At 61.5% G+C, this 18,278-nt stretch carries 19 protein-coding genes; 10 read left to right on the forward strand and 9 right to left on the reverse strand.

Annotation, left to right across the window (positions count from 1 at the left end):
• The gene (locus tag EXW71_RS25345; RefSeq protein ID WP_134660553.1) at positions 1-420 is read right to left on the reverse strand and encodes a polyribonucleotide nucleotidyltransferase; all 420 of its coding nucleotides are present in this window, start codon (positions 418-420) and stop codon (positions 1-3) included.
• Between the two features lie 114 nt (positions 421-534).
• On the opposite strand from EXW71_RS25345, the gene hrpB reads away from it, so the two are divergent.
• Positions 535-3,042 carry an ATP-dependent helicase HrpB gene (gene hrpB / locus EXW71_RS25350; protein WP_134660554.1) on the forward strand — a complete coding sequence of 836 codons (2,508 nt, stop codon included), beginning with the start codon at positions 535-537 and terminating at the stop codon, positions 3,040-3,042.
• 30 nt (positions 3,043-3,072) lie between these two features.
• On the opposite strand, the gene EXW71_RS25355 is transcribed toward hrpB, so the two are convergent.
• Together EXW71_RS25355 and EXW71_RS25360 are read right to left on the reverse strand one after the other, a co-directional pair.
• A complete protein-coding gene (locus tag EXW71_RS25355) occupies positions 3,073-4,161 on the reverse strand; it encodes an endonuclease/exonuclease/phosphatase family protein (RefSeq protein WP_123717442.1) in 1,089 nt (362 codons plus the stop codon).
• A 40-nt stretch (positions 4,162-4,201) separates the two neighbouring features.
• Positions 4,202-4,861, reverse strand: a complete 660-nt coding sequence (locus tag EXW71_RS25360; RefSeq protein WP_123717481.1) for a YciC family protein — start codon at positions 4,859-4,861, stop codon at positions 4,202-4,204.
• A gap of 181 nt (positions 4,862-5,042) precedes the next feature.
• Here EXW71_RS25360 and EXW71_RS25365 point away from each other — a divergent pair, with 181 nt between their 5' ends.
• The 3 genes from EXW71_RS25365 to EXW71_RS25375 all read left to right on the forward strand — a co-directional run bounded on the left by EXW71_RS25365 (position 5,043) and on the right by EXW71_RS25375 (position 7,066).
• A complete protein-coding gene (locus EXW71_RS25365) occupies positions 5,043-5,807 on the forward strand; it encodes a DUF2076 domain-containing protein (RefSeq protein ID WP_123717443.1) in 765 nt (254 codons plus the stop codon).
• Positions 5,808-5,935: 128 nt separating this feature from the next.
• A complete protein-coding gene (locus EXW71_RS25370; RefSeq protein ID WP_123717444.1) occupies positions 5,936-6,412 on the forward strand; it encodes an NYN domain-containing protein in 477 nt (158 codons plus the stop codon).
• 42 nt (positions 6,413-6,454) lie between these two features.
• Positions 6,455-7,066 carry a PolC-type DNA polymerase III gene (locus EXW71_RS25375; protein WP_134660555.1) on the forward strand — a complete coding sequence of 204 codons (612 nt, stop codon included), beginning with the start codon at positions 6,455-6,457 and terminating at the stop codon, positions 7,064-7,066.
• A gap of 248 nt (positions 7,067-7,314) precedes the next feature.
• Here EXW71_RS25375 and EXW71_RS25380 read toward each other — a convergent pair whose 3' ends face one another.
• A complete protein-coding gene (locus tag EXW71_RS25380) occupies positions 7,315-7,770 on the reverse strand; it encodes an Lrp/AsnC family transcriptional regulator (RefSeq protein WP_134660556.1) in 456 nt (151 codons plus the stop codon).
• A 161-nt stretch (positions 7,771-7,931) separates the two neighbouring features.
• Here EXW71_RS25380 and yedA point away from each other — a divergent pair, with 161 nt between their 5' ends.
• Together yedA and EXW71_RS25390 are read left to right on the forward strand one after the other, a co-directional pair.
• On the forward strand, positions 7,932-8,828 hold the full coding sequence (gene yedA, locus EXW71_RS25385) for a drug/metabolite exporter YedA (RefSeq protein WP_123717447.1): 897 nt from the start codon (positions 7,932-7,934) through the stop codon (positions 8,826-8,828).
• Positions 8,829-8,876: 48 nt separating this feature from the next.
• On the forward strand, positions 8,877-10,214 hold the full coding sequence (locus EXW71_RS25390) for a DEAD/DEAH box helicase (RefSeq protein ID WP_134660557.1): 1,338 nt from the start codon (positions 8,877-8,879) through the stop codon (positions 10,212-10,214).
• Positions 10,215-10,327: 113 nt separating this feature from the next.
• Here the strand turns inward: EXW71_RS25390 and EXW71_RS25395 are convergent, their stop codons facing one another.
• Together EXW71_RS25395 and EXW71_RS25400 are read right to left on the reverse strand one after the other, a co-directional pair.
• On the reverse strand, positions 10,328-11,554 hold the full coding sequence (locus tag EXW71_RS25395; protein WP_134660558.1) for a TIGR03862 family flavoprotein: 1,227 nt from the start codon (positions 11,552-11,554) through the stop codon (positions 10,328-10,330).
• Between the two features lie 171 nt (positions 11,555-11,725).
• Positions 11,726-12,646, reverse strand: coding sequence for a histone deacetylase (locus EXW71_RS25400; protein ID WP_134660559.1), 921 nt, complete (start codon positions 12,644-12,646; stop codon positions 11,726-11,728).
• A gap of 75 nt (positions 12,647-12,721) precedes the next feature.
• On the opposite strand from EXW71_RS25400, the gene EXW71_RS25405 reads away from it, so the two are divergent.
• From EXW71_RS25405 to EXW71_RS25415, 3 genes are read left to right on the forward strand one after another with little or no spacing between them, the layout of a single operon-like run.
• Positions 12,722-13,291, forward strand: a complete 570-nt coding sequence (locus EXW71_RS25405) for a GNAT family N-acetyltransferase (protein ID WP_134660560.1) — start codon at positions 12,722-12,724, stop codon at positions 13,289-13,291.
• A 40-nt stretch (positions 13,292-13,331) separates the two neighbouring features.
• On the forward strand, positions 13,332-14,201 hold the full coding sequence (gene tesB, locus EXW71_RS25410; RefSeq protein WP_134660561.1) for an acyl-CoA thioesterase II: 870 nt from the start codon (positions 13,332-13,334) through the stop codon (positions 14,199-14,201).
• A complete protein-coding gene (locus EXW71_RS25415) occupies positions 14,198-14,797 on the forward strand; it encodes an HAD family hydrolase (protein WP_134660562.1) in 600 nt (199 codons plus the stop codon). Before tesB ends, EXW71_RS25415 begins: the two co-directional genes overlap by 4 nt.
• A gap of 56 nt (positions 14,798-14,853) precedes the next feature.
• Here EXW71_RS25415 and EXW71_RS25420 read toward each other — a convergent pair whose 3' ends face one another.
• From EXW71_RS25420 to EXW71_RS25430, 3 genes are read right to left on the reverse strand one after another with little or no spacing between them, the layout of a single operon-like run.
• Complete coding sequence (locus tag EXW71_RS25420) at positions 14,854-15,840, reverse strand: alpha/beta hydrolase (RefSeq protein WP_134660563.1); 987 nt, start codon at positions 15,838-15,840, stop codon at positions 14,854-14,856.
• Positions 15,841-16,728, reverse strand: a complete 888-nt coding sequence (locus EXW71_RS25425) for a neutral zinc metallopeptidase (protein ID WP_060752333.1) — start codon at positions 16,726-16,728, stop codon at positions 15,841-15,843. It abuts the gene before it with no gap.
• A gap of 54 nt (positions 16,729-16,782) precedes the next feature.
• Complete coding sequence (locus tag EXW71_RS25430; RefSeq protein ID WP_134660564.1) at positions 16,783-17,199, reverse strand: membrane lipoprotein lipid attachment site-containing protein; 417 nt, start codon at positions 17,197-17,199, stop codon at positions 16,783-16,785.
• 199 nt (positions 17,200-17,398) lie between these two features.
• On the opposite strand from EXW71_RS25430, the gene EXW71_RS25435 reads away from it, so the two are divergent.
• Entirely contained in the window at positions 17,399-18,277 is an 879-nt protein-coding gene (locus EXW71_RS25435) for a DMT family transporter (protein WP_123717456.1), read from the forward strand.
• Position 18,278 lies beyond the last annotated feature (1 nt).

Below are 18,278 nucleotides of genomic sequence, written 5' to 3' on the forward strand. Positions count from 1 at the left end.
TTAGGCAGCGGGTTGTAGGCCCAGGGAAGCCAGCTGTTGCACGCTGCCCTTGAACTGGATCATGCGCGGGTCATCCAGAGGCAGGCTGCGTCCGGTTTCTTTCTGGATAATGGTTTGCAGCTTGGCGTTGTCGACCTTGCCGTCGGCGCCGATGGCTTCGTGGAGTTTCACCGGGTCAACCTGGGCAGTATGGCCCGGCTCGAAATAGATGGCGCCGGTGGCGAAGTCTACGCCGAACGCGATCAAGCCCGGGATCACATAGAACAAAAGGCCCACGGCGTCGAGTACAGCAATCGCCGGGTCGATCTTGCCGTCGATCTGGCCACGGCGGTCGGGGTAGAAGATCGAACCGCAGGCCGTCAGTTGACTCAGCAGGGTGACGGCGAGAACACCGCCGATGACACGGGAAGCGATACGCATGGAAGCTCTCCTGAACACGGTTGATACGGAATTCACTATATAACACCCGCCTTGAGACCATCATCGGCATCCGGCAGTTCGCCGTTATACTCGCCGCTCTGCTTTGGAGCCAGTATGAATTCGTTGCCGATTGATGAAGTTTTACCCGCCCTGCGTGACGCCTTGGCTATTCGCCATGAAGCCGTGCTGGAAGCACCCCCCGGCGCCGGTAAAACCACCCGCGTGCCCTTGGCGTTATTGAACGAGCCGTGGCTGGCCGGGCAAACCATCCTGATGCTCGAGCCCCGGCGCCTGGCGGCCCGTGCTGCTGCCGAACGCCTGGCCAGCGAGCTGGGGGAAAAGGTCGGTGAAACCGTCGGTTATCGCATCCGCCTGGACAGCAAGGTCGGCCCCAATACGCGTATCGAGGTGGTGACCGAAGGCATTCTCACCCGGCGCCTGCAGGACGACCCGGCATTGGATGGCGTGGGCTTGCTGATCTTCGACGAATTCCACGAGCGCAGCCTCGACGCCGACCTGGCGCTGGCCCTGAGCCTCAACGGCCGCGAGCTGTTTCGCGATGAGCAACCGCTGAAAATCCTGCTGATGTCCGCCACCCTTGAAGGCGAGCGCCTGGCTGGCCTGTTGGATGATGCGCCGATCCTGCGCAGCGAAGGGCGCATGTTCCCGGTGCAGGTGCGTTGGGGACGGCCTTATCAGGCCGGTGAATTTATCGAGCCGCGTGTGCTGCAGACGGTCCTTGAAGCCTTGCACGACGAAGCCGGCAGTGTGCTGGTGTTCCTGCCGGGTCAGGCGGAAATTCGTCGGGTCCACCAGCAACTGGCGGACGCCTTGGGCGATCGCAATGATGTGCTGCTCTGCCCACTGCATGGCGAACTGGATCTCAACGCACAACGCGCCGCCATCGACCCGGCGCCTGTCGGTAAACGCAAAGTGGTGCTGGCCACCAACATCGCTGAGACCAGCCTGACGATCGACGGCGTGCGCGTAGTGATCGACGCCGGGTTGGCGCGGGTACCGCGGTTCGACCCAGGCAGCGGCATGACCCGCCTCGATACCCAGCGCATCTCCCGCGCCAGTGCCACCCAGCGCGCCGGCCGGGCCGGGCGCCTGGAGCCGGGGGTGTGTTATCGGCTGTGGTCCGAGGACCAGCATGAGGGCCTGGCGGCGTATGGCAGCGCGGAAATCCTCGCGGCGGACCTCTCAGGCCTGGCCTTGCAACTGGCGCGCTGGGGCGTCACTCCTGCACAACTGGTCTGGCTGGATGTGCCGCCGACCGCAGCGTATGCCCAGGCCCAGGATTTGCTGGTACGCCTGGGGGCGTTGGAGGAGGACAAGCTGACCCCACATGGCCAGAAAATGGCCGAGTTGCCGGCACATCCACGTATCGCTCATTTATTGTTGCGGGGTCAGGACCTGGGCCTGGCGGCCACGGCCTGTGATGTAGCCGCTCTGTTGGGAGAGCGCGATATCTTGCGCGGTGGCGGTGCCGATTTGCACAGTCGCTTGGCCTTGCTGTCCGGTGAAGAGCGCGCACGCGGCACACAAGGCGGTGTGCAGCGAGCCAAGCAACTGGCCCGGCAGTACCGTGGTTATTTGAGAGGCAATGCCACTCAGGCGGTGGCTGATCCCGACCACCCGCGATGGCTCGGTGCTTTGCTGGCCCTGGCTTACCCGGATCGTGTCGCGCAGCAACGTCGTCCCGGTGGTGCCGAATATCGCCTGGCCAATGGTCGCGCCGCGCTGTTCGCCGAGGCTGACAGCCTGATGAAACAACCCTGGCTGGTGATCGCCGACCTCGGCAGCCGCCAGGGCCAGCGGGAAGAACGCATCTACCTCGCGGCGGATTTTGACCCGGCGCTATTCGATACGGTACTGGCCGAACAAGTGCGCAACGTCGACCAGTTGGATTGGGACGAGCGCGAAGGCGTGCTGCGCGCCGAACGCCAACGCAAAGTCGGCGAACTGGTGCTCAGCCGCGAACCACTGACTGGCCTGGATGAGTCCGCCCGCAGCCAGGCGTTGGTCAACCTCGTACGCCGCAAGGGGCTGGCGCTGTTGCCATGGACCCCGGAACTGCGCCAATGGCAGGCCCGCGTCATGCTGTTGCGCCAACTGGATGCCGGAAAAACCAGCGAATGGCCCGACCTGAGCGACAGTGCCTTGCTCGCCAGTCTGGAGCACTGGCTGATGCCGTACTTGGGCAAGGTCTCGCGCCTCAGTCATTTTTCCAACCTGGATATCTCCAGTTTCCTCCACAACCTGCTGCCCTGGCCGTTGCCCCAGCGCCTGGACGAACTGGCGCCGCAGCATGTGAAAGTGCCGTCGGGCTCATCGGTGCGACTGGACTACAGTGAGCAGCCGCCGATTCTGGCGGTGCGCCTGCAGGAATTGTTCGGGCTGGCGGATACCCCGCGCATTGCCGGTGGGCGGCAGGTGGTGAAGTTGCACCTGTTGTCGCCTGCGCGCAGGCCGGTGCAGGTGACGCAGGACCTGGCGAACTTCTGGCGCAGTACCTATGCCGAGGTGAAGAAGGATTTGAAGGGGCGGTATCCGAAGCATTATTGGCCGGATGACCCGTTGGTAGCCGAGGCGACGGCGCGGATCAAACCCCGTAAATAGCCACACTGAGTCTCAAAGGCGGGAGCAGGATTATTGCGCGGCGGGCAGCAGGAACCGTGCAATCACCGGCAAATGGTTGGAAATACGCAACGTATCCTCCTGCCGTACCTTGGCCGCCACCCGCTTGAGGCGTGGGCTGTAGAACAGATAGTCCAAGGTACGATCCGGGCCGTCGAGACTCGGGTCATTGGGGTAGTGCGTCAGCCATTTTTCGCGGTCGATGCCACTGGATTCGCTGTTGCTTGGGATCATCGGGTATTTGTCCCATAGCAAATGCAGCTCGCTGTCCGGGGAATACTGCCCGCGTTTGCCCGCTTCCAGGCGCAGGAACTGGCCCAGCGGCAGCAGGTTGAAGTCCCCGCCGATCAGCCAGGGTGTGCCCCGGCCTTCGAACTTATCCAGCAGTTTCACCGTTGCCTTTACTTGCTCATCCACCGCCGAGCGCCCAGGCATGTCGCCATCCAGACGGGTATTCAGTACCGCCAGTTGGCCGCCGTCGCTCAGTGGCAGGTAAGTCAGCAGCAATGCCGGCTTGGGTTGGAACTGGCGGCTGATGAAGTTGCCTGGGGAGACCGGCAGTTGCAGGCGCTCGGCGTGTTCGATCTGGTAGCGGCTCAGGGTCGCCAGTTTGCGACCGACACTGCCGAAGATATGAAAATCGGGGATGAAATCGGCTTTCCAGTCGAAAGCCTGGGTGCTGCAGGGGTAAAGGTCGACCAGGCGTTCCTGTAACAGTGCAAGCTGGTCCTGATAGTGGGACGGTTTGGCGTTTTCGTCGAGTTCCTGCAACAGCAGGATGTCGGGTTGTTCGTCACGGATCACCCGTGCCACTTCATCAAGGCTATAAGCCATGTCTTGCTCGGTAGGGCGGTCGTCCGGGCCGCTGCCGTCGGGGGTGTCGTACCAGAACACATAGTTCTTGCCGGCCAGGTATTGCACGTTCCAGGTCATGACCTTGAGCGCCTGCCCCGGCAGCAGGGTTGGCGCGCGCGGTGCACCACAGCTGACGGGCAGGGTTTGCTTATCGGCAGGGCGCCAGGTCAGGCTGTAGATCAGGGCGGTGAGCAGACCCGCTATGATCAGCAGGCCCAGCAGGATGATGCGCAATAAACGGGTCATCGGTTCGGCTTATAGCGGTTCAGGAGTGGCATGGAGCATATCACCGCGCGTCGGCATCGCCACCGATCAGCATAAACAAACGGAACAGCACCACACTGGTAAACAACTGCAGGAAACTGTGGGCGCTGTCCATCAACAGCCCCAGCAGCGGCCCCGGGTTTGGATAGGCCGCGACGCTGGCACCCTTGAGCAACCACAGCGGTGTCATCACGCACAGCAGGCATACCAGGATGCGCCAGAAATGCCCACGGCTCAGGCGAAAGCTTTCCTTCATCGCCTCCAGTGCCGGCATGCCGCGCAGCACCAGCAGGTACTCGGCAAAAGCCAGTACCACCATCAGCCATAGGCCCGGCAGGAAGTACAACGACAGGCCCAGCAGGATCAACAGCGTGCTCATGGCCGTCAGCAGGGCGAAGCGTGGCCACAGGGTCAGGGCCATGGCCCAGACATCTTTAGTGCGCGGCGACTCGCCACGGGTGCGCGCATCCAGAAACAGGATCAAGGCACCGGTGTACAGCGGATACACCAGCAGCCCGACGACCACGCTGTAACCGGGGAATGCATCCGGCCCCACGGTATGGTCCAGTACCTGTTGCAGGAAGGCTTCGAAAATCACCAACGGCAAGCACAGCTGCACAATGGCGCCCAGGTTGCGTTGGGTGAAACGTAAGGAGTCGCGCAGTACGTCTAACGGATTCATCAGGTTCATCGCAGGCCAAAAAGCAAGGCCCACACTTTAACCGATCATGACTGGCCCTGAGCAAACGTAAACCTTACGTAAAGACTATTGAAACGTCTGGTAACAGCCCCATAACTACTTACGTAGCTTGCCTGACTCCAGGCAGGCCCCTGATTTCTACCGGCAATCTAACGAGGTCGCCATGAACAGCGAAGAGCAAACCCTGATCGATGGACTGTTTTCACGGTTGCAGCAAGCCGAAACGGACTCAGCCCCCCGCGACGCCCAGGCCGAAGCGCGGATCAAGGAGCACATGACTCGCCAACCGGCCGCCGGGTACTACATGACCCAGTCGATTCTGGTGCAAGAACACGCGATCAAGAGCCTCGACGCGCAGAACAAGCAGCAGGCGCAGCAGATCCAGCAATTGCAGGATGAGCTGCAACAGGCCCGTTCCCAGGCGGCTCAACCTGCGCCGAGCAGCGGCGGTTTCCTGTCGAGCATCTTTGGTGGCGGTTCGCGCGATCCGCAACCGGCCCAGAGCGCCCCGGCGTCAACCGGTGGTGGCTGGCGTGAACCGGCGCGGCCGTCTTTCGGTCAGCCTGCGCCGCAACAAAACTACGGCGCGCCGCCGCAGAATTATCAACAGCCGCAACAAGCGCCAGCCGCGCCGATCGGCAGCGGTTTCCTCGGTGGCGCCCTGAAAACTGCCGCCGGCGTGGCGGGTGGTGTGATGCTGGCCGAAGGTATCAGCAGCCTGTTCAACCACAATTCGCAACAGCCGCAGGTCGTGGAAGAAATCATCCGCGAAGAGCCTGCGCCGGCCAGTGACAACGGTAACTGGGGCAACGATGACCAGCGTTTCGCCGGGAATGACAGCTGGGGCGGCAACAACGCCGACAGCTTCGCAGACAGCGATTATTCCGACGACTCCTCCTCATTTGGCGACGACGACTCCTTCGTCTGAGCCGAACTCAACCGGGGCGCTTCGTCGCCCCGGGCTGATTTTTCTCGGAAACTTTCCCATGGCTGGCATACTGGCGCCTTTACGGACCTTCGTGTCCGGCGTTCAAGCGGTAACCCTGGGGAAGTGCGGTGAAAAAAATTGCAGTGTTCGCCGATGTACAAAACCTCTATTACACCGTGCGCCAAGCGTACGGTTGCCACTTCAATTATGCCGCTCTGTGGGCTGATATCAGCTCACGCGGGCAGATCGTAGAGGCGTATGCCTATGCCATCGACCGTGGTGACAGCAAGCAGCAGCAATTCCAGCAGATCCTGCGCAACCTGGGCTTCACGGTAAAACTCAAGCCCTACATCCAGCGCAGCGACGGTTCGGCCAAAGGCGACTGGGACGTGGGCATCACCCTCGACATCATGGATGCCGCCGACCATGTCGACGAAATCGTACTGGCCTCCGGCGACGGTGACTTCGACATGCTGCTCGACCGCGTTATCCACAAGCATGGCATCGAAGCCGTGGCCTACGGCGTGCCGGGGCTGACGGCCAACTCATTGATACGCGCCGCCAGCCGCTATGTGCCGATCGAAGGCGCGCTGCTGCTCAAATAAGGGCAGCGGCCCAATAAATTGTCAGACGGAGTTGGAACAGGTTTGGAACGTATAGCGGTCATCGACTTTGAAACCACCGGCATCACCCCGAGCAGTCACTGCCGGGCCACGGAAATCGCGGTGGTGATCCTCGAACGGGGCCAGATCGTGGAACGCTACCAGAGCTTGATGAATGCAGGCGTGCGTGTGCCGGGGTTTATCGAGCAACTCACCGGCATCAGCAACGCCATGCTACGCAGCGCGCCGCCGGCCGAACGCGTGATGAACGAGGTCAACGAGTTCGTCGGCACCACGCCACTGCTGGCGCACAACGCCGCGTTCGACCAGAAGTTCTGGGATTATGAGCTGGGCCTGATCCGCCGCACCCGCCTGCAGAAATTCGCCTGCTCGCTGCTGCTGGCTCGCCGCCTGATGCCCGCCGCACCGAACCACAAACTCGGCACCCTCAACAGCTACGCCCAGTTGCCCCACACCGGCAAGGCTCACCGAGCGATGGCGGATGCGGAGATGGCGGCCAACCTCACGGCGCATCTGGCCCAGGAACTGCGGGGTACTCACGGCTTGCGCGAACTCTCCCATGACCTGCTGTGCACCTTGCAGAAAGTGCCGGCGGCGAAGATCAACGAGCACCTGAAGAAGTACCGCGGGTTCTGAGCCCAGCGCACTTATGTAGGAGCGAGCAAGCTCGCTCCTACAGACGGCACTTACGCTTAGTTGACGGGCATTAGCCGCTCGCGGCTGCTTTTTTTTGCGACATGCAGTCATAAGCTTCAAGCTTCAAGCTTCAAGTAAAAGCGGATTGGCCCTGACTTGCGGCTTGAAGCTGGCTCCTACAGGCTAGTGTGGGCCACCACGCAATACGTGGACTGACGGGCTGACTGAGGCTGGCGAGCTTGATGTGTTTATCCACCATTCTTGCCCTCCAACTGCCCCAACGGCACCCGCCGCTCTATCGCGCTCGACAAAATGATCGAAGTCTTGCTGAACCCGAATTTCGCGATGCGGTTGATCAAATTCTCCAACTCCGGCATCGAGCCCACTGCGGCCTGCATGATCACGCACGGATCACCGGTTACGCGGTGGCATTCGGTGAGTTCGGGGATTTCGGATAAGGCGTCATATACCTTCTGGCTACCGTGATTGGTCAGGCGCAGTTCAATCACACACTGAATCGGCAACCCCACCTTGGACAGATCCACTTTGGCCTGATACCCGGTGATCACGCCGCTGGCTTCCAGCTTGGCCACGCGCTCGGCCACGGCGGGCGCGGAGAGGTTGACCGTGCGGGCGAGTTGCGCGTAGGAAGCGCGGCCGTCTTCGAGCAAGGCGCTGAGGAGCATGCGGTCGTATTTGTCCATGATAAGGCTCCTGGAACGCTTGGCTTTCGAAAGCATGGTTTATAGCCCTCATAACCATGTTTTGAAAAGTGTACTGGCGGTTTAAACAGGTTTTGTAACTTATGTTTATCAATCTGTCTTTTTAGAATAAGCCTCCTGTCCTTCTGCCATAGAGCCGCCCAATGCCTGGCCCACGTCGCTTTCCCTTACCGTTGATCGCCGCCTTTTTTGCGTTGTATGTGATCTGGGGTTCTACCTACCTGGTGATTCGCGTAGGCGTGGAGTATTGGCCGCCGTTATTGCTGGCGGGGATTCGGTTTTGCACCGCGGGCGTGTTGATGTATGCCTTCCTCAGATGGCGCGGGGTGCCGGCACCGACGTGGCCGCAGTGGAAGGCGGCCGGGATGATCGGCATTTTGTTGCTCACCGTCGGCAACGGTGGCGTGAGCGTGGCGGAACATATGGGCGTGTCGTCCGGCGTTGCTGCGTTGGCCGTGGCGACCGTGCCGTTGTTCACCTTGTTGTGCGGATATTTCTGGGGTGCACGTAATACTCGTCTGGAATGGGCTGGGGTGATTCTGGGAATCATCGGCATTGCCATGCTCAACATGGGCAGTACCTTGCAGTCGAGCCCCATGGGCGCTGTTTTGCTGTTGATGGCGGCCGCATCGTGGGCGTTCGGTTCGGTGTGGAGCCGGCAACTGCCGCTGCCCCAGGGCGCCATGGCCAGTGCTGCGGAGATGCTGGTAGCCGGTGTGGTGCTGCTGATTGTCAGCGCGCTTTCCGGTGAACGCCTGCAAGCCGTGCCGCCACTGGAGGGCTGGCTGGCCCTGGCGTACCTGACGGTGTTCGGTTCGATCATTGCCTTCAACGCCTACATGTACCTGCTCAAGCACGTACGCCCAGCGGCGGCGACCAGCTATGCCTATGTGAACCCGGCAGTGGCCGTGTTGTTGGGGATCGTGTTCGTCGGCGAGACCATCGGCGTGGAGGAAGCCTTGGCAATGCTGGTGATCATCAGTGCCGTGCTATTGATCAGCCTGCCCCAGTGGCGCAAGCCCAAGCCGGAAATAAGGTAAACTGCCGCGCATTACGCCCTTGCGCTGAATTTTTCCTACGGTAACTACATGACTTTCGCCACCCTTGGCCTGATCGAACCCTTGCTGCGCGCCCTTGAGACGCTTGGCTACCAGACCCCGACGCCGGTGCAGGCGCAAGCCATTCCAGCGGTGCTGGCCGGTCGCGACCTGATGGCCGCCGCCCAGACAGGTACCGGCAAGACCGCCGGTTTCGCCGTACCGTTGTTGCAACTGTTGACGATGGAAGGGCCGAAAGTCGCCGCCAACTCGGCACGCGCGCTGATCCTGTGCCCGACCCGCGAGTTGGCCGAGCAGGTTCACGCCAGCGTCGCCGAGTACGCACAAAACCTGCCGCTGACCACTTACGCGGTATACGGCGGCGTGAGCATCAACCCGCAGATGATGAAGCTGCGCAAAGGCGTCGACATCCTAGTCGCCACGCCTGGCCGCCTGATCGACCTGTTTCGCCAGAACGCGCTGAAGTTCAATCAGCTGCAAACCCTGGTACTGGACGAAGCCGACCGTATGCTCGACCTGGGCTTTTCTGAAGAGCTTGCGAACATTTACCGCATGCTGCCGAAGAAGCGCCAGACCCTGTTGTTCTCCGCGACCTTCTCCGATGAGATCCGCACGCTGGCCGGGCAGATGCTCAACGACCCGCTGAGCATCGAAGTCAGCCCGCGCAACGTGGCCGCCAACACCGTCAAGCAATGGGTGGTGCCGGTCGACAAGAAGCGCAAGCCCGAGCTGTTTGTGCATCTGATGCGCAAAGGCCGCTGGAAGCAGGTGCTGGTGTTCGCCAAGACCCGTAACGGCGTGGATGCGCTGGTGGATAAGTTGCAGGGCCTGGGCGTCAATGCCGATGGTATCCACGGTGACAAGCCGCAGGCCACGCGCCAGCGTGCGCTGGACCGCTTCAAAACCGCCGACGTGCAGATCCTGGTGGCCACCGACGTGGCGGCCCGTGGCCTGGATATCGAAGACTTGCCGTTGGTGGTCAACTTCGACCTGCCGATTGTGGCCGAAGATTACATCCACCGTATTGGCCGCACCGGGCGTGCGGGCAACACGGGTGAGGCGATTTCCCTGGTGTGTGCCGATGAAGTGAACATGCTGTCGGCCATCGAGATGCTGACGCGTCAGACCTTGACCCGCAAAGTCGAGCCGGATTTCGAGCCTGAGCACCGCGTGCCGGACACCGATGCCAGTGGGCAAGTAGTGAAGAAACCGAAAAAACCGAAGAAGCCCAAGGCCACGGGTGGCGGTGGCGGCAAGCGTAACCTCGGCAAATGGGTGGACAGTGGCGACGTAGCGCCGGCGGAACCCTCGATCAAGCCGGTGCGCAAGGTGCCGGTTTTTAACACCGGGCCGCGTAAGAAGAAGTAACTGCCTGCGCGGCTGAAGGCCGCATCGGGAGCAAGCCCCTTCCCACACGTTGACCGTATTCTCATGTTGGAACTCGGTCGACTGTGGGTGGGAGCTTACAGTCCACACAAGCCTCAGCGTTTAAGCCACTCCAGAACCCCGTGCCCAGCCGCTCTGCCACTGGCAAAACACCCTGTCAGCAGATACCCGCCGGTCGGCGCTTCCCAGTCCAGCATTTCTCCGGCACAGAACACGCCTGGTAATTGCTTGAGCATCAAACGCTCATCCAGCGCCTCGAACGGCACGCCGCCTGCGGTGCTGATCGCTTCATCCAGCGGACGGGTTTTAACCAGGTTCAATGGCAGGGCCTTGATATCCACCGCCAACTGCGCCGGATCATTGAAGTGCTCAGCCGGTGTCAGCTCACGCAACAATGCAGACTTCACCCCATCCAGACCCAACTGGCTGTGCAAGTGTTTGCTCATCGAGCGCGAGCCCCGAGGTTTGGCCAGGGCGATTTGCACCTTGCTCAACGGCTTGCCGGGTAGCAGGTCGATATGCACGGTGGCCGACCCTTCGCGGTTGATCGCTTCGCGAATCGGTGCCGACAGCGCATAGATCAAGCTGCCCTCGATGCCGGTGGCGGTGACCACACATTCCCCCAGCCGGGGCTTGTCATCGGCCAGGCCGATGGCGATGTTTTTCAGCGGTGCGCCGGCGAATTTGCTGATCATCAATTCGCTCCAGGCCGACACCTCGAAACCACAGTTGCTCGGTTGCAGTGGGGCGTAGGGCACGCCTTTGTCTTCGAGCAGTTTGAGCCAGGCACCGTCTGAACCCAGTCGCGACCAACTGCCGCCACCGAGCGCCAGCAACATGGCAGGGCTGTGGACAGTTTTCTCTCCCTCCGGACTGTGGATAACTAGCCCACCGTCCGCGGCCCAACCTACCCAGCGATGCCGGGTGTGGATAACGACGCCTTGGTCGCGCAGACGCTTGAGCCAGGCGCGCAGCAGGGGGGCGGCCTTCATGTCCGTAGGAAACACGCGCCCCGAGGTGCCGACGAAGGTCTCTATGCCCAGGCCATGAATCCATTCACACAACGCCTGGGCACCAAACATCCGTAACAACGGCGCCATCTGCGGCGCGCGTTCGGCATAACGCGACAGGAACGCCGGGTACGCTTCCGAATGGGTGATGTTCATACCGCCCACACCCGCCAGCAGGAACTTGCGCCCCACCGACGGCATACCGTCATACAGGTCGACCCTTACGCCTGCCTGGCTCAAGACTTCGGCGGCCATCAGCCCGGCAGGGCCACCGCCGACAATGATGACGTGTTGGGAAGGGGTATCGGACATGGGCAAGGCTACGGTCGCGTAAATGAGCCGAGCATTCTACCCGACGACAGCGCAAACGCCTGATCAAAAAACGTACACCTTTCTGCAAGCCTTGCGCTTGGCAGCTCTTAGCCGCTTACGCTCAAGTTATCCACAGGTGGTTCCACAGGCATTGTGGGTAACGCCCACGGTTCAATGACAACCTGACGACGACCACACCCGCTGGGCGCTGTGATACAAGATGCCGTGGCGCCGCGCGAGGGCAGGGCGGTCCTTGCTGTAACCGCCACCGATCACGCCCATCACCGGAATGTCACGGCCCAGGCAGTGACGCATCACGCTTTCGTCACGGGCGGCGACGCCTTCGTCGGTCAGCTTGAGGTAACCCAGGGCGTCGTCCTTATGCACGTCTACGCCGGCGTCGTACAACACCAGGTCTGGTTGGTAGAGCGGCAACAGGTAGTTGAGTGCGTCGTCCACCACCTTGAGATACTCGGCATCCCCCATGCCCATGGGCAGCGGGATGTCCCAGTCACTTTGGGCCTTGCGTGCCGGGAAGTTCTTTTCGCAGTGCAGCGATACCGTGATCGCATCCGGCGTGTCGTGGAGGATGCGCGCGGTGCCGTCGCCCTGGTGCACGTCGCAGTCGAAGATCAGCACGCGGTTGACCCGGCCGCCGGCCAGCAGGTAATGGCTGATCACCGCGAGGTCGTTGAAGATGCAAAAGCCCGCCGGGTAATCGTAATGGGCGTGATGGGTACCGCCCGCCAGGTGGCAGGCCAGGCCGTGTTCCAGCGCCTGTTCCGCCGCCAGTATCGAGCCGCCGACCGCGCGCACGGTGCGCCGGGCCAGGGCTTCGCTCCAGGGCAGGCCAAGGCGCCGCTGGTCTTCACGGGACAACTCGCCGCTCATATAGCGCTCGATATACCCACGGTCATGAGCCAGGGCCAGAATCTGTGGCGGGCACAGTTGCGGGCGCAGCAATTGGCTGTCTTCGGTCAGGCCGCTGTCGACCAGGTGGTCGCGTAACAGGCGGAATTTGTCCATGGGGAACCGGTGGTCCGCCGGGAACTCGGGGCTGTAGTCATCGTGATAGATCAATGGCAGTGGCATGGGATTTTCTGACGGGAACCTGCGACGCATCTTACCCGCGTTGTACACTCACGCACATGGCAAGGGAGGGGACCCATGGAGCCGATACTGGAATTGGAAAGCGCACGGTTGGTGCTGCGCCAATGGCGCGACAGCGACCTGCCGGAATTTGCGCGCATGTGCGCCGACCCGCAGGTGATGCGCTATTTCCCCGCTAAATTGAGCCACCTGGAAACGGCTGCGCTGATCGGGCGGATTCGTGGGCATTTTGCCGAGTACGGCTTTGGTTTTTGGGCCTTGCAGCGCAAGGACACTCGCGAGTTTATCGGCCTGACCGGGCTGCAGAATGTCAGTTTCGAGGCCGACTTCGTCCCGGCCGTGGAAATCGGCTGGCGCCTGTCCCGCGAGCATTGGGGCCTGGGTTATGCCAGTGAGGCGGCCTGGACCGCTTTGCGTTGCGGCTTCGATCGATTGCAGCTGGATGAGATCCTCGCCTTCACCACCGAGACCAATCTGCCATCACAAAAAGTCATGCAGGCCATCGGTATGCATTACGATCCCCAGGCAGATTTTGAACACCCCAAGGTCGCAGCCGAAAACCCGCTGCGCCATCATGTTTTGTATCGCATCACCCGCGCCCAATGGTTGGACACGCTGCACGGATAAGCAGACCGGAATGCCCCATAGATTGTGTAGGAGTTGCTCTATGAGCCAAGTGTTGGAAGATCTGGTGGACCTGCTGACCCTGGAGCCGATCGAGGAAAACCTCTTTCGCGGCCGCAGCCAGGACCTGGGCTTTCGCCAGCTGTTCGGCGGCCAGGTGCTCGGCCAGTCGCTGTCGGCAGCCAGCCAGACCGTAGAAGAAGCGCGGCATGTGCATTCCCTGCATGGCTATTTTCTGCGCCCGGGCGACGCGTCGTTGCCGGTGGTGTACTCGGTGGACCGCGTACGTGACGGCGGCAGTTTCAGCACCCGCCGCGTCACCGCGATTCAGAAGGGCAACCCGATCTTCACCTGCAGCGCCTCGTTCCAATACGACGAAGAAGGTTTTGCGCACCAGAGCACCATGCCCGTGGTGGTCGGCCCGGAAAACCTGCCCTCCGAACTGGAACTGACCCAGCAACGCGCGCACCTGGTCCCTGAGCACATGCGCGACAAGCTGCTGTGCCCCAAGCCGATCGAAGTGCGCCCGGTGACCGAGAAAGATCCGTTCAACCCGCAGCCGTCCGACCCGGTCAAGTACGTGTGGTTTCGCGCCGACGGTGCCCTGGCCGACTTGCCCGCGCTGCATAAATACCTGCTGGCCTATGCCTCGGACTTCGGTTTGCTGACCACCTCGTTGCTGCCTCATGGCAAGACCGTGTGGCAGAAAGACATGCAGGTCGCCAGCCTCGACCATGCGCTGTGGTTCCACGCTGACCTGCGTGCCGATGACTGGCTGCTTTACGCCATGGACAGCCCATGGGCGGGCAACTCCCGTGGCTTTTCCCGTGGCAGCGTGTACAACCGCGCCGGCCAGTTGGTGGCCTCGGTGACCCAGGAAGGCTTGATTCGTCATCGCAAGGATTGGGCATGAGCCTGGCGCACATCAAACATTGGGTCTTTGACATGGACGGCACCCTTACGGTGGCCGTCCACGATTTTGCGGCCATTCGCGTGGCCTTGGACATTCCCCCGGAGGACGACATCCTCACGCACCTGGCGGCGTTGCCGGTGGATATTGCGGCGGCCAAGCATGCCTGGTTGCTGGAGCATGAGCGCGAGTTGGCGGTGGGATCGGTTGCCGCAAAAGGTGCGGTGGAGTTGGTGCGGGAGTTGGCCGGGCGCGGTTATCGCCTGGGTATCCTGACCCGCAATGCGCGGGAGCTGGCGCATATCACTCTGGAGGCGATTGGCCTGGCCGACTGCTTCGCCGCCGAGGATGTACTCGGGCGTGACGATGCGCCGCCCAAACCCGATCCTGGTGGGCTGCTGAAACTGGCGACGGCCTGGGAGGTGGCGCCGAGCGAGATGGTCATGGTGGGCGATTACCGCTTTGACCTGGATTGCGGCCGGGCGGCGGGTGCCAGGACGGTGTTGGTGAACCTGCCGGAAAACCCGTGGCCGCAGTTGGCGGATTGGCATGCCGCAGACTGTGCGGACCTGCGTCGGATGATCCAGGCCAGTCACTGAACAGCGAAGTGTGGGAGCACGCTCGCTCCCACATGTTGAGTCGGTTTATTCAGTGACTACTGGGTAAATAGCACCTTCTCGCCCTCAGGCGACGTGAACATCTTATCTCCGTCGTGGCCCACGCCCGGCACTTCCACCAGCTTATGGCTCAGTTGTGGATGGCGCGCCTTGAGGTAATCAAAATAGTTGTGCCCACGCACCAGCCGGTATGCGCCTTGGGTCTCGGCTTCGCAGCTCTTGTCCAGCGCCGGGTGGTTCGGGTCGGTGTCCTGCTGGCCGAGCAGGTAGGTGACGTTGCGTGCCACGTAGCTGTGTTCAAGTTGCTCGGCGCCCTGGCCCTTTGCGTAGGCGGGCAGGTCCTGCATGCCGTACTTCCAGTCGTTGAAGCTTGGGCAACTGGACACATCGAACTTCACCGGCCGTTGCGGGCTGAAGTAAGCGTAGGACGATGGGTTGGCCACCACGTAGCGCAGGCTGATGCCTTCGGTTTGCAGCAGCGGATGATCATGCCCGGTAAGGGCAAAACGCTGGACCACCTGCCCGCCGCCTGAATGGCCGGCCACAACGATTTCTTTCAGCGCCGGGAACAGTTTGCGGTCGCCAAGATGCTTGATGATCTGGTCCAGTGCGCCGTAAGAGCTGAGTTGGCCGGGTGCGGTGGACGGTTCGCCGGCCATCCAGTCATTGCCGTTCCAGCGCAGCACCTGCTTATCCAAGTGGTTGCGTTGCACGTCCAACTCATTCAGAAACTGCGGCGCGATGACCAAGGTGTCAGGGGCGACCCCTGCGTGTGCGGCGGCATCTTCGCCGCTTTTCAGGTAGGTCTGCGCATTGCGCAGCCGACCATGCACGATGATCAACGCACGGGTGACGTTGGGCAATGGCTGGCGCCAATCCTGGCTCAGGCCCAGGCTGAGGTCGCCGGCCTCCAGGTGAAAACGATCGGGGCTGACCACTTTGACGCCATGCGCTTTCTCGGCAGCCCAGGCGCCGGTGGAACAGGTGATCATCAAGCTCAGCAGTAGACCCAGTCGTTGATTCATTTAGAGGCTCTTGGCGGCAAAGGTATCGCATTGAGTGATTTGACCCTCGGTGAAGCCGGTCTTGAACCAGCGAACACGCTGTGCCGAGGTGCCATGGGTAAACGAGTCCGGCACGACGCGCCCTTGACCCTGTTGCTGCAAACGGTCATCGCCAATGGCGTTGGCGGCGTTCAGTGCTGCTTCAATGTCGCCGGGCTCCAGCCAGTTCAGGCGTTTTTGCGCACGGTTGGCCCACACCCCGGCGAAGCAGTCGGCTTGCAGCTCCTGGCGTACCAGCAAACCGCCGTCGCCTTGCATCTGCCGGCCTTGCTGGCGTGCGGCCTGGATCTTGGACGAGATACCCAGCAGTGTTTGTACGTGGTGCCCGACTTCGTGGGCGATCACATAGGCCTGGGCGAACTCGCCGGCGGCCTGGAAGCGTTGGGACATTTCCCGGAAGAAATCCAGGTCCAGATACACTTGCTGGTCGGCCGGGCAGTAGAACGGGCCGCTGGCCGAGGTGGCGCTGCCGCATGCGGAGTTGACCCGGCCACGGAACAGAATCAGCTTGGGGTTCTTGTAGACCAGGCCGTTTTCCTTGAACACCTGACCCCAGGTGTCTTCCGTGTCCCCCAGGACGGCGCGCACGAAATCAGCCTGTTGGTCGTTGGCCGGCGGCGCCTGGCGGGTTTGCGTGCTCACCGAGGGTGCCTGTTCCATCTGGCCGGTCAGTTGGCCGAGGATCTGCAGCGGGTCCTGGCCGGTCAGCCAGCCAATGCCGACGATCAACACAATCGCCGTGAGGCTCAGGCCCTTGCCGCCACCAAAGCGCATGCCTCCACCGCCGCCGCCACTGTCATCGCGGGCATCCACCACGTTGTCACTGCGTCGGCCTTTTTTCCATAGCATGGGGGCAATCCTCTCGGTAAACGGTCTTACATTAATTGGGAAATAGTATGGCCGTTAATCGCGGCAATAACCTTCGCCGGTATCGACAATCAGGCAGTCCTTTTTATCCGCCAACCATTTCAGGCCGGTGGCTTCACCGTCGCCCGCGCTCAATTGCTGTGGGCCGTCGGGGCGGGTAAAGGTAATGCCGTCTTCGTTGGCTTCACCTTTGAAGGTGCCGGTGTCGTCGCTATCGAGGCCGTACTTCATGGTCAGCAGGTAGTGGCCGCGGCCGATGCTGTCGTCCTTGGCGATGGTCAGGCTCAAGCCTTCGACGCCGATCCATTTGCCGACCCATTTATCGGTAGGCGGCGTTGCCGGCACCAGCGTGGCCTGTACCGATGCCGGCGCGGGCTTGGGGGCCGGTTTTTCCTCTTTATTGCACGCGGTGAGCAGGGCAAGGGCAGACAGGACAAAGAGTATTTTTTTCATAGCGGCATGGCCTTGATCAAAAAGTGCGCAGCACGTCGGCGAACGTGCAGCGTTGGACTCGAATACAGTGATTTAGTGCGCTGTTCGCACCGTGTTTGGTTATGCTCTTGGGGCAGACTCCGGCCCGACTGCTAGATTACCGGGTTGAGTGCTGCCGTGTTCAGTGCTCAGCGTTCAGTCCGCCATGCAAGAGAATTCAATGACCGTCAGCACCCCCCTTTCCGGCGTCAACCATCCCTTCAAAGGCATTTTGCTGATTGTGGTGGCGACGTTTCTGTTTTCCAGCCACGACGCTTTGTCCAAATACCTGGCCGGGTTCTATCCGATCGTGATGGTGGTGTGGGCGCGTTATTTGGTGCACACCCTGTTGATGGCCGGGATCTTCCTGCCGCAATCGGGCCTGCGGGTGCTGCGCAGCAAGCGGCCGGGGATGCAGGTGGTGCGCGCGTTGTGTCTGTTGGGCACGAGCCTGTTTTTTACCACGGCGTTGCACTACATCCCGTTGGCGGAAGCCACGGCGGTGAACTTCCTCGCGCCGATATTGGTGACGGCATTGTCCGTGCCTCTGCTCGGCGAGCATGTCACACGTGGCCAATGGCTGGCGGTGATCTGCGGGTTTGTGGGTGTGCTGGTGATCATCCATCCGGGGGGCGAGTTGTTTACCCCGGCGGTGTTGCTGCCGCTGTGTTCGGCGCTGTTTTTCTGCTTCTATCAGTTGCTCACGCGCATCCTCAGCCAATACGACACGCCGACCACCAGCAACTTCTTCGCCGGCCTGTGCAATACCTTGGTGATGAGTGCAATGGTGCCGTTCTTCTGGCAGATCCCCACGCTGTGGCATGCCATTTTGATGCTGGCGCTGGGCACTTGCGGGATGACGGCGCACCTGCTGTTGACCCAGGCGTTCCGCTTCGCGGCGCCGGCCTTGCTGGCGCCGTTCGGCTATTGCCAGATCGTATTCGCAGGGTTGTTGGGTTGGTTAGTGTTCAACCACACCCCGGACCTGACCACGGTGGTAGGTATCGGGGTGATCTGCATGAGCGGGTTGGCCGCTGCCTGGCAGCAGCGGCGTAGGTAGA

The organism is Pseudomonas sp. BCA17, assembly GCF_004519405.1.
In the GTDB taxonomy this organism is placed as follows: Bacteria; Pseudomonadota; Gammaproteobacteria; order Pseudomonadales; family Pseudomonadaceae; genus Aquipseudomonas.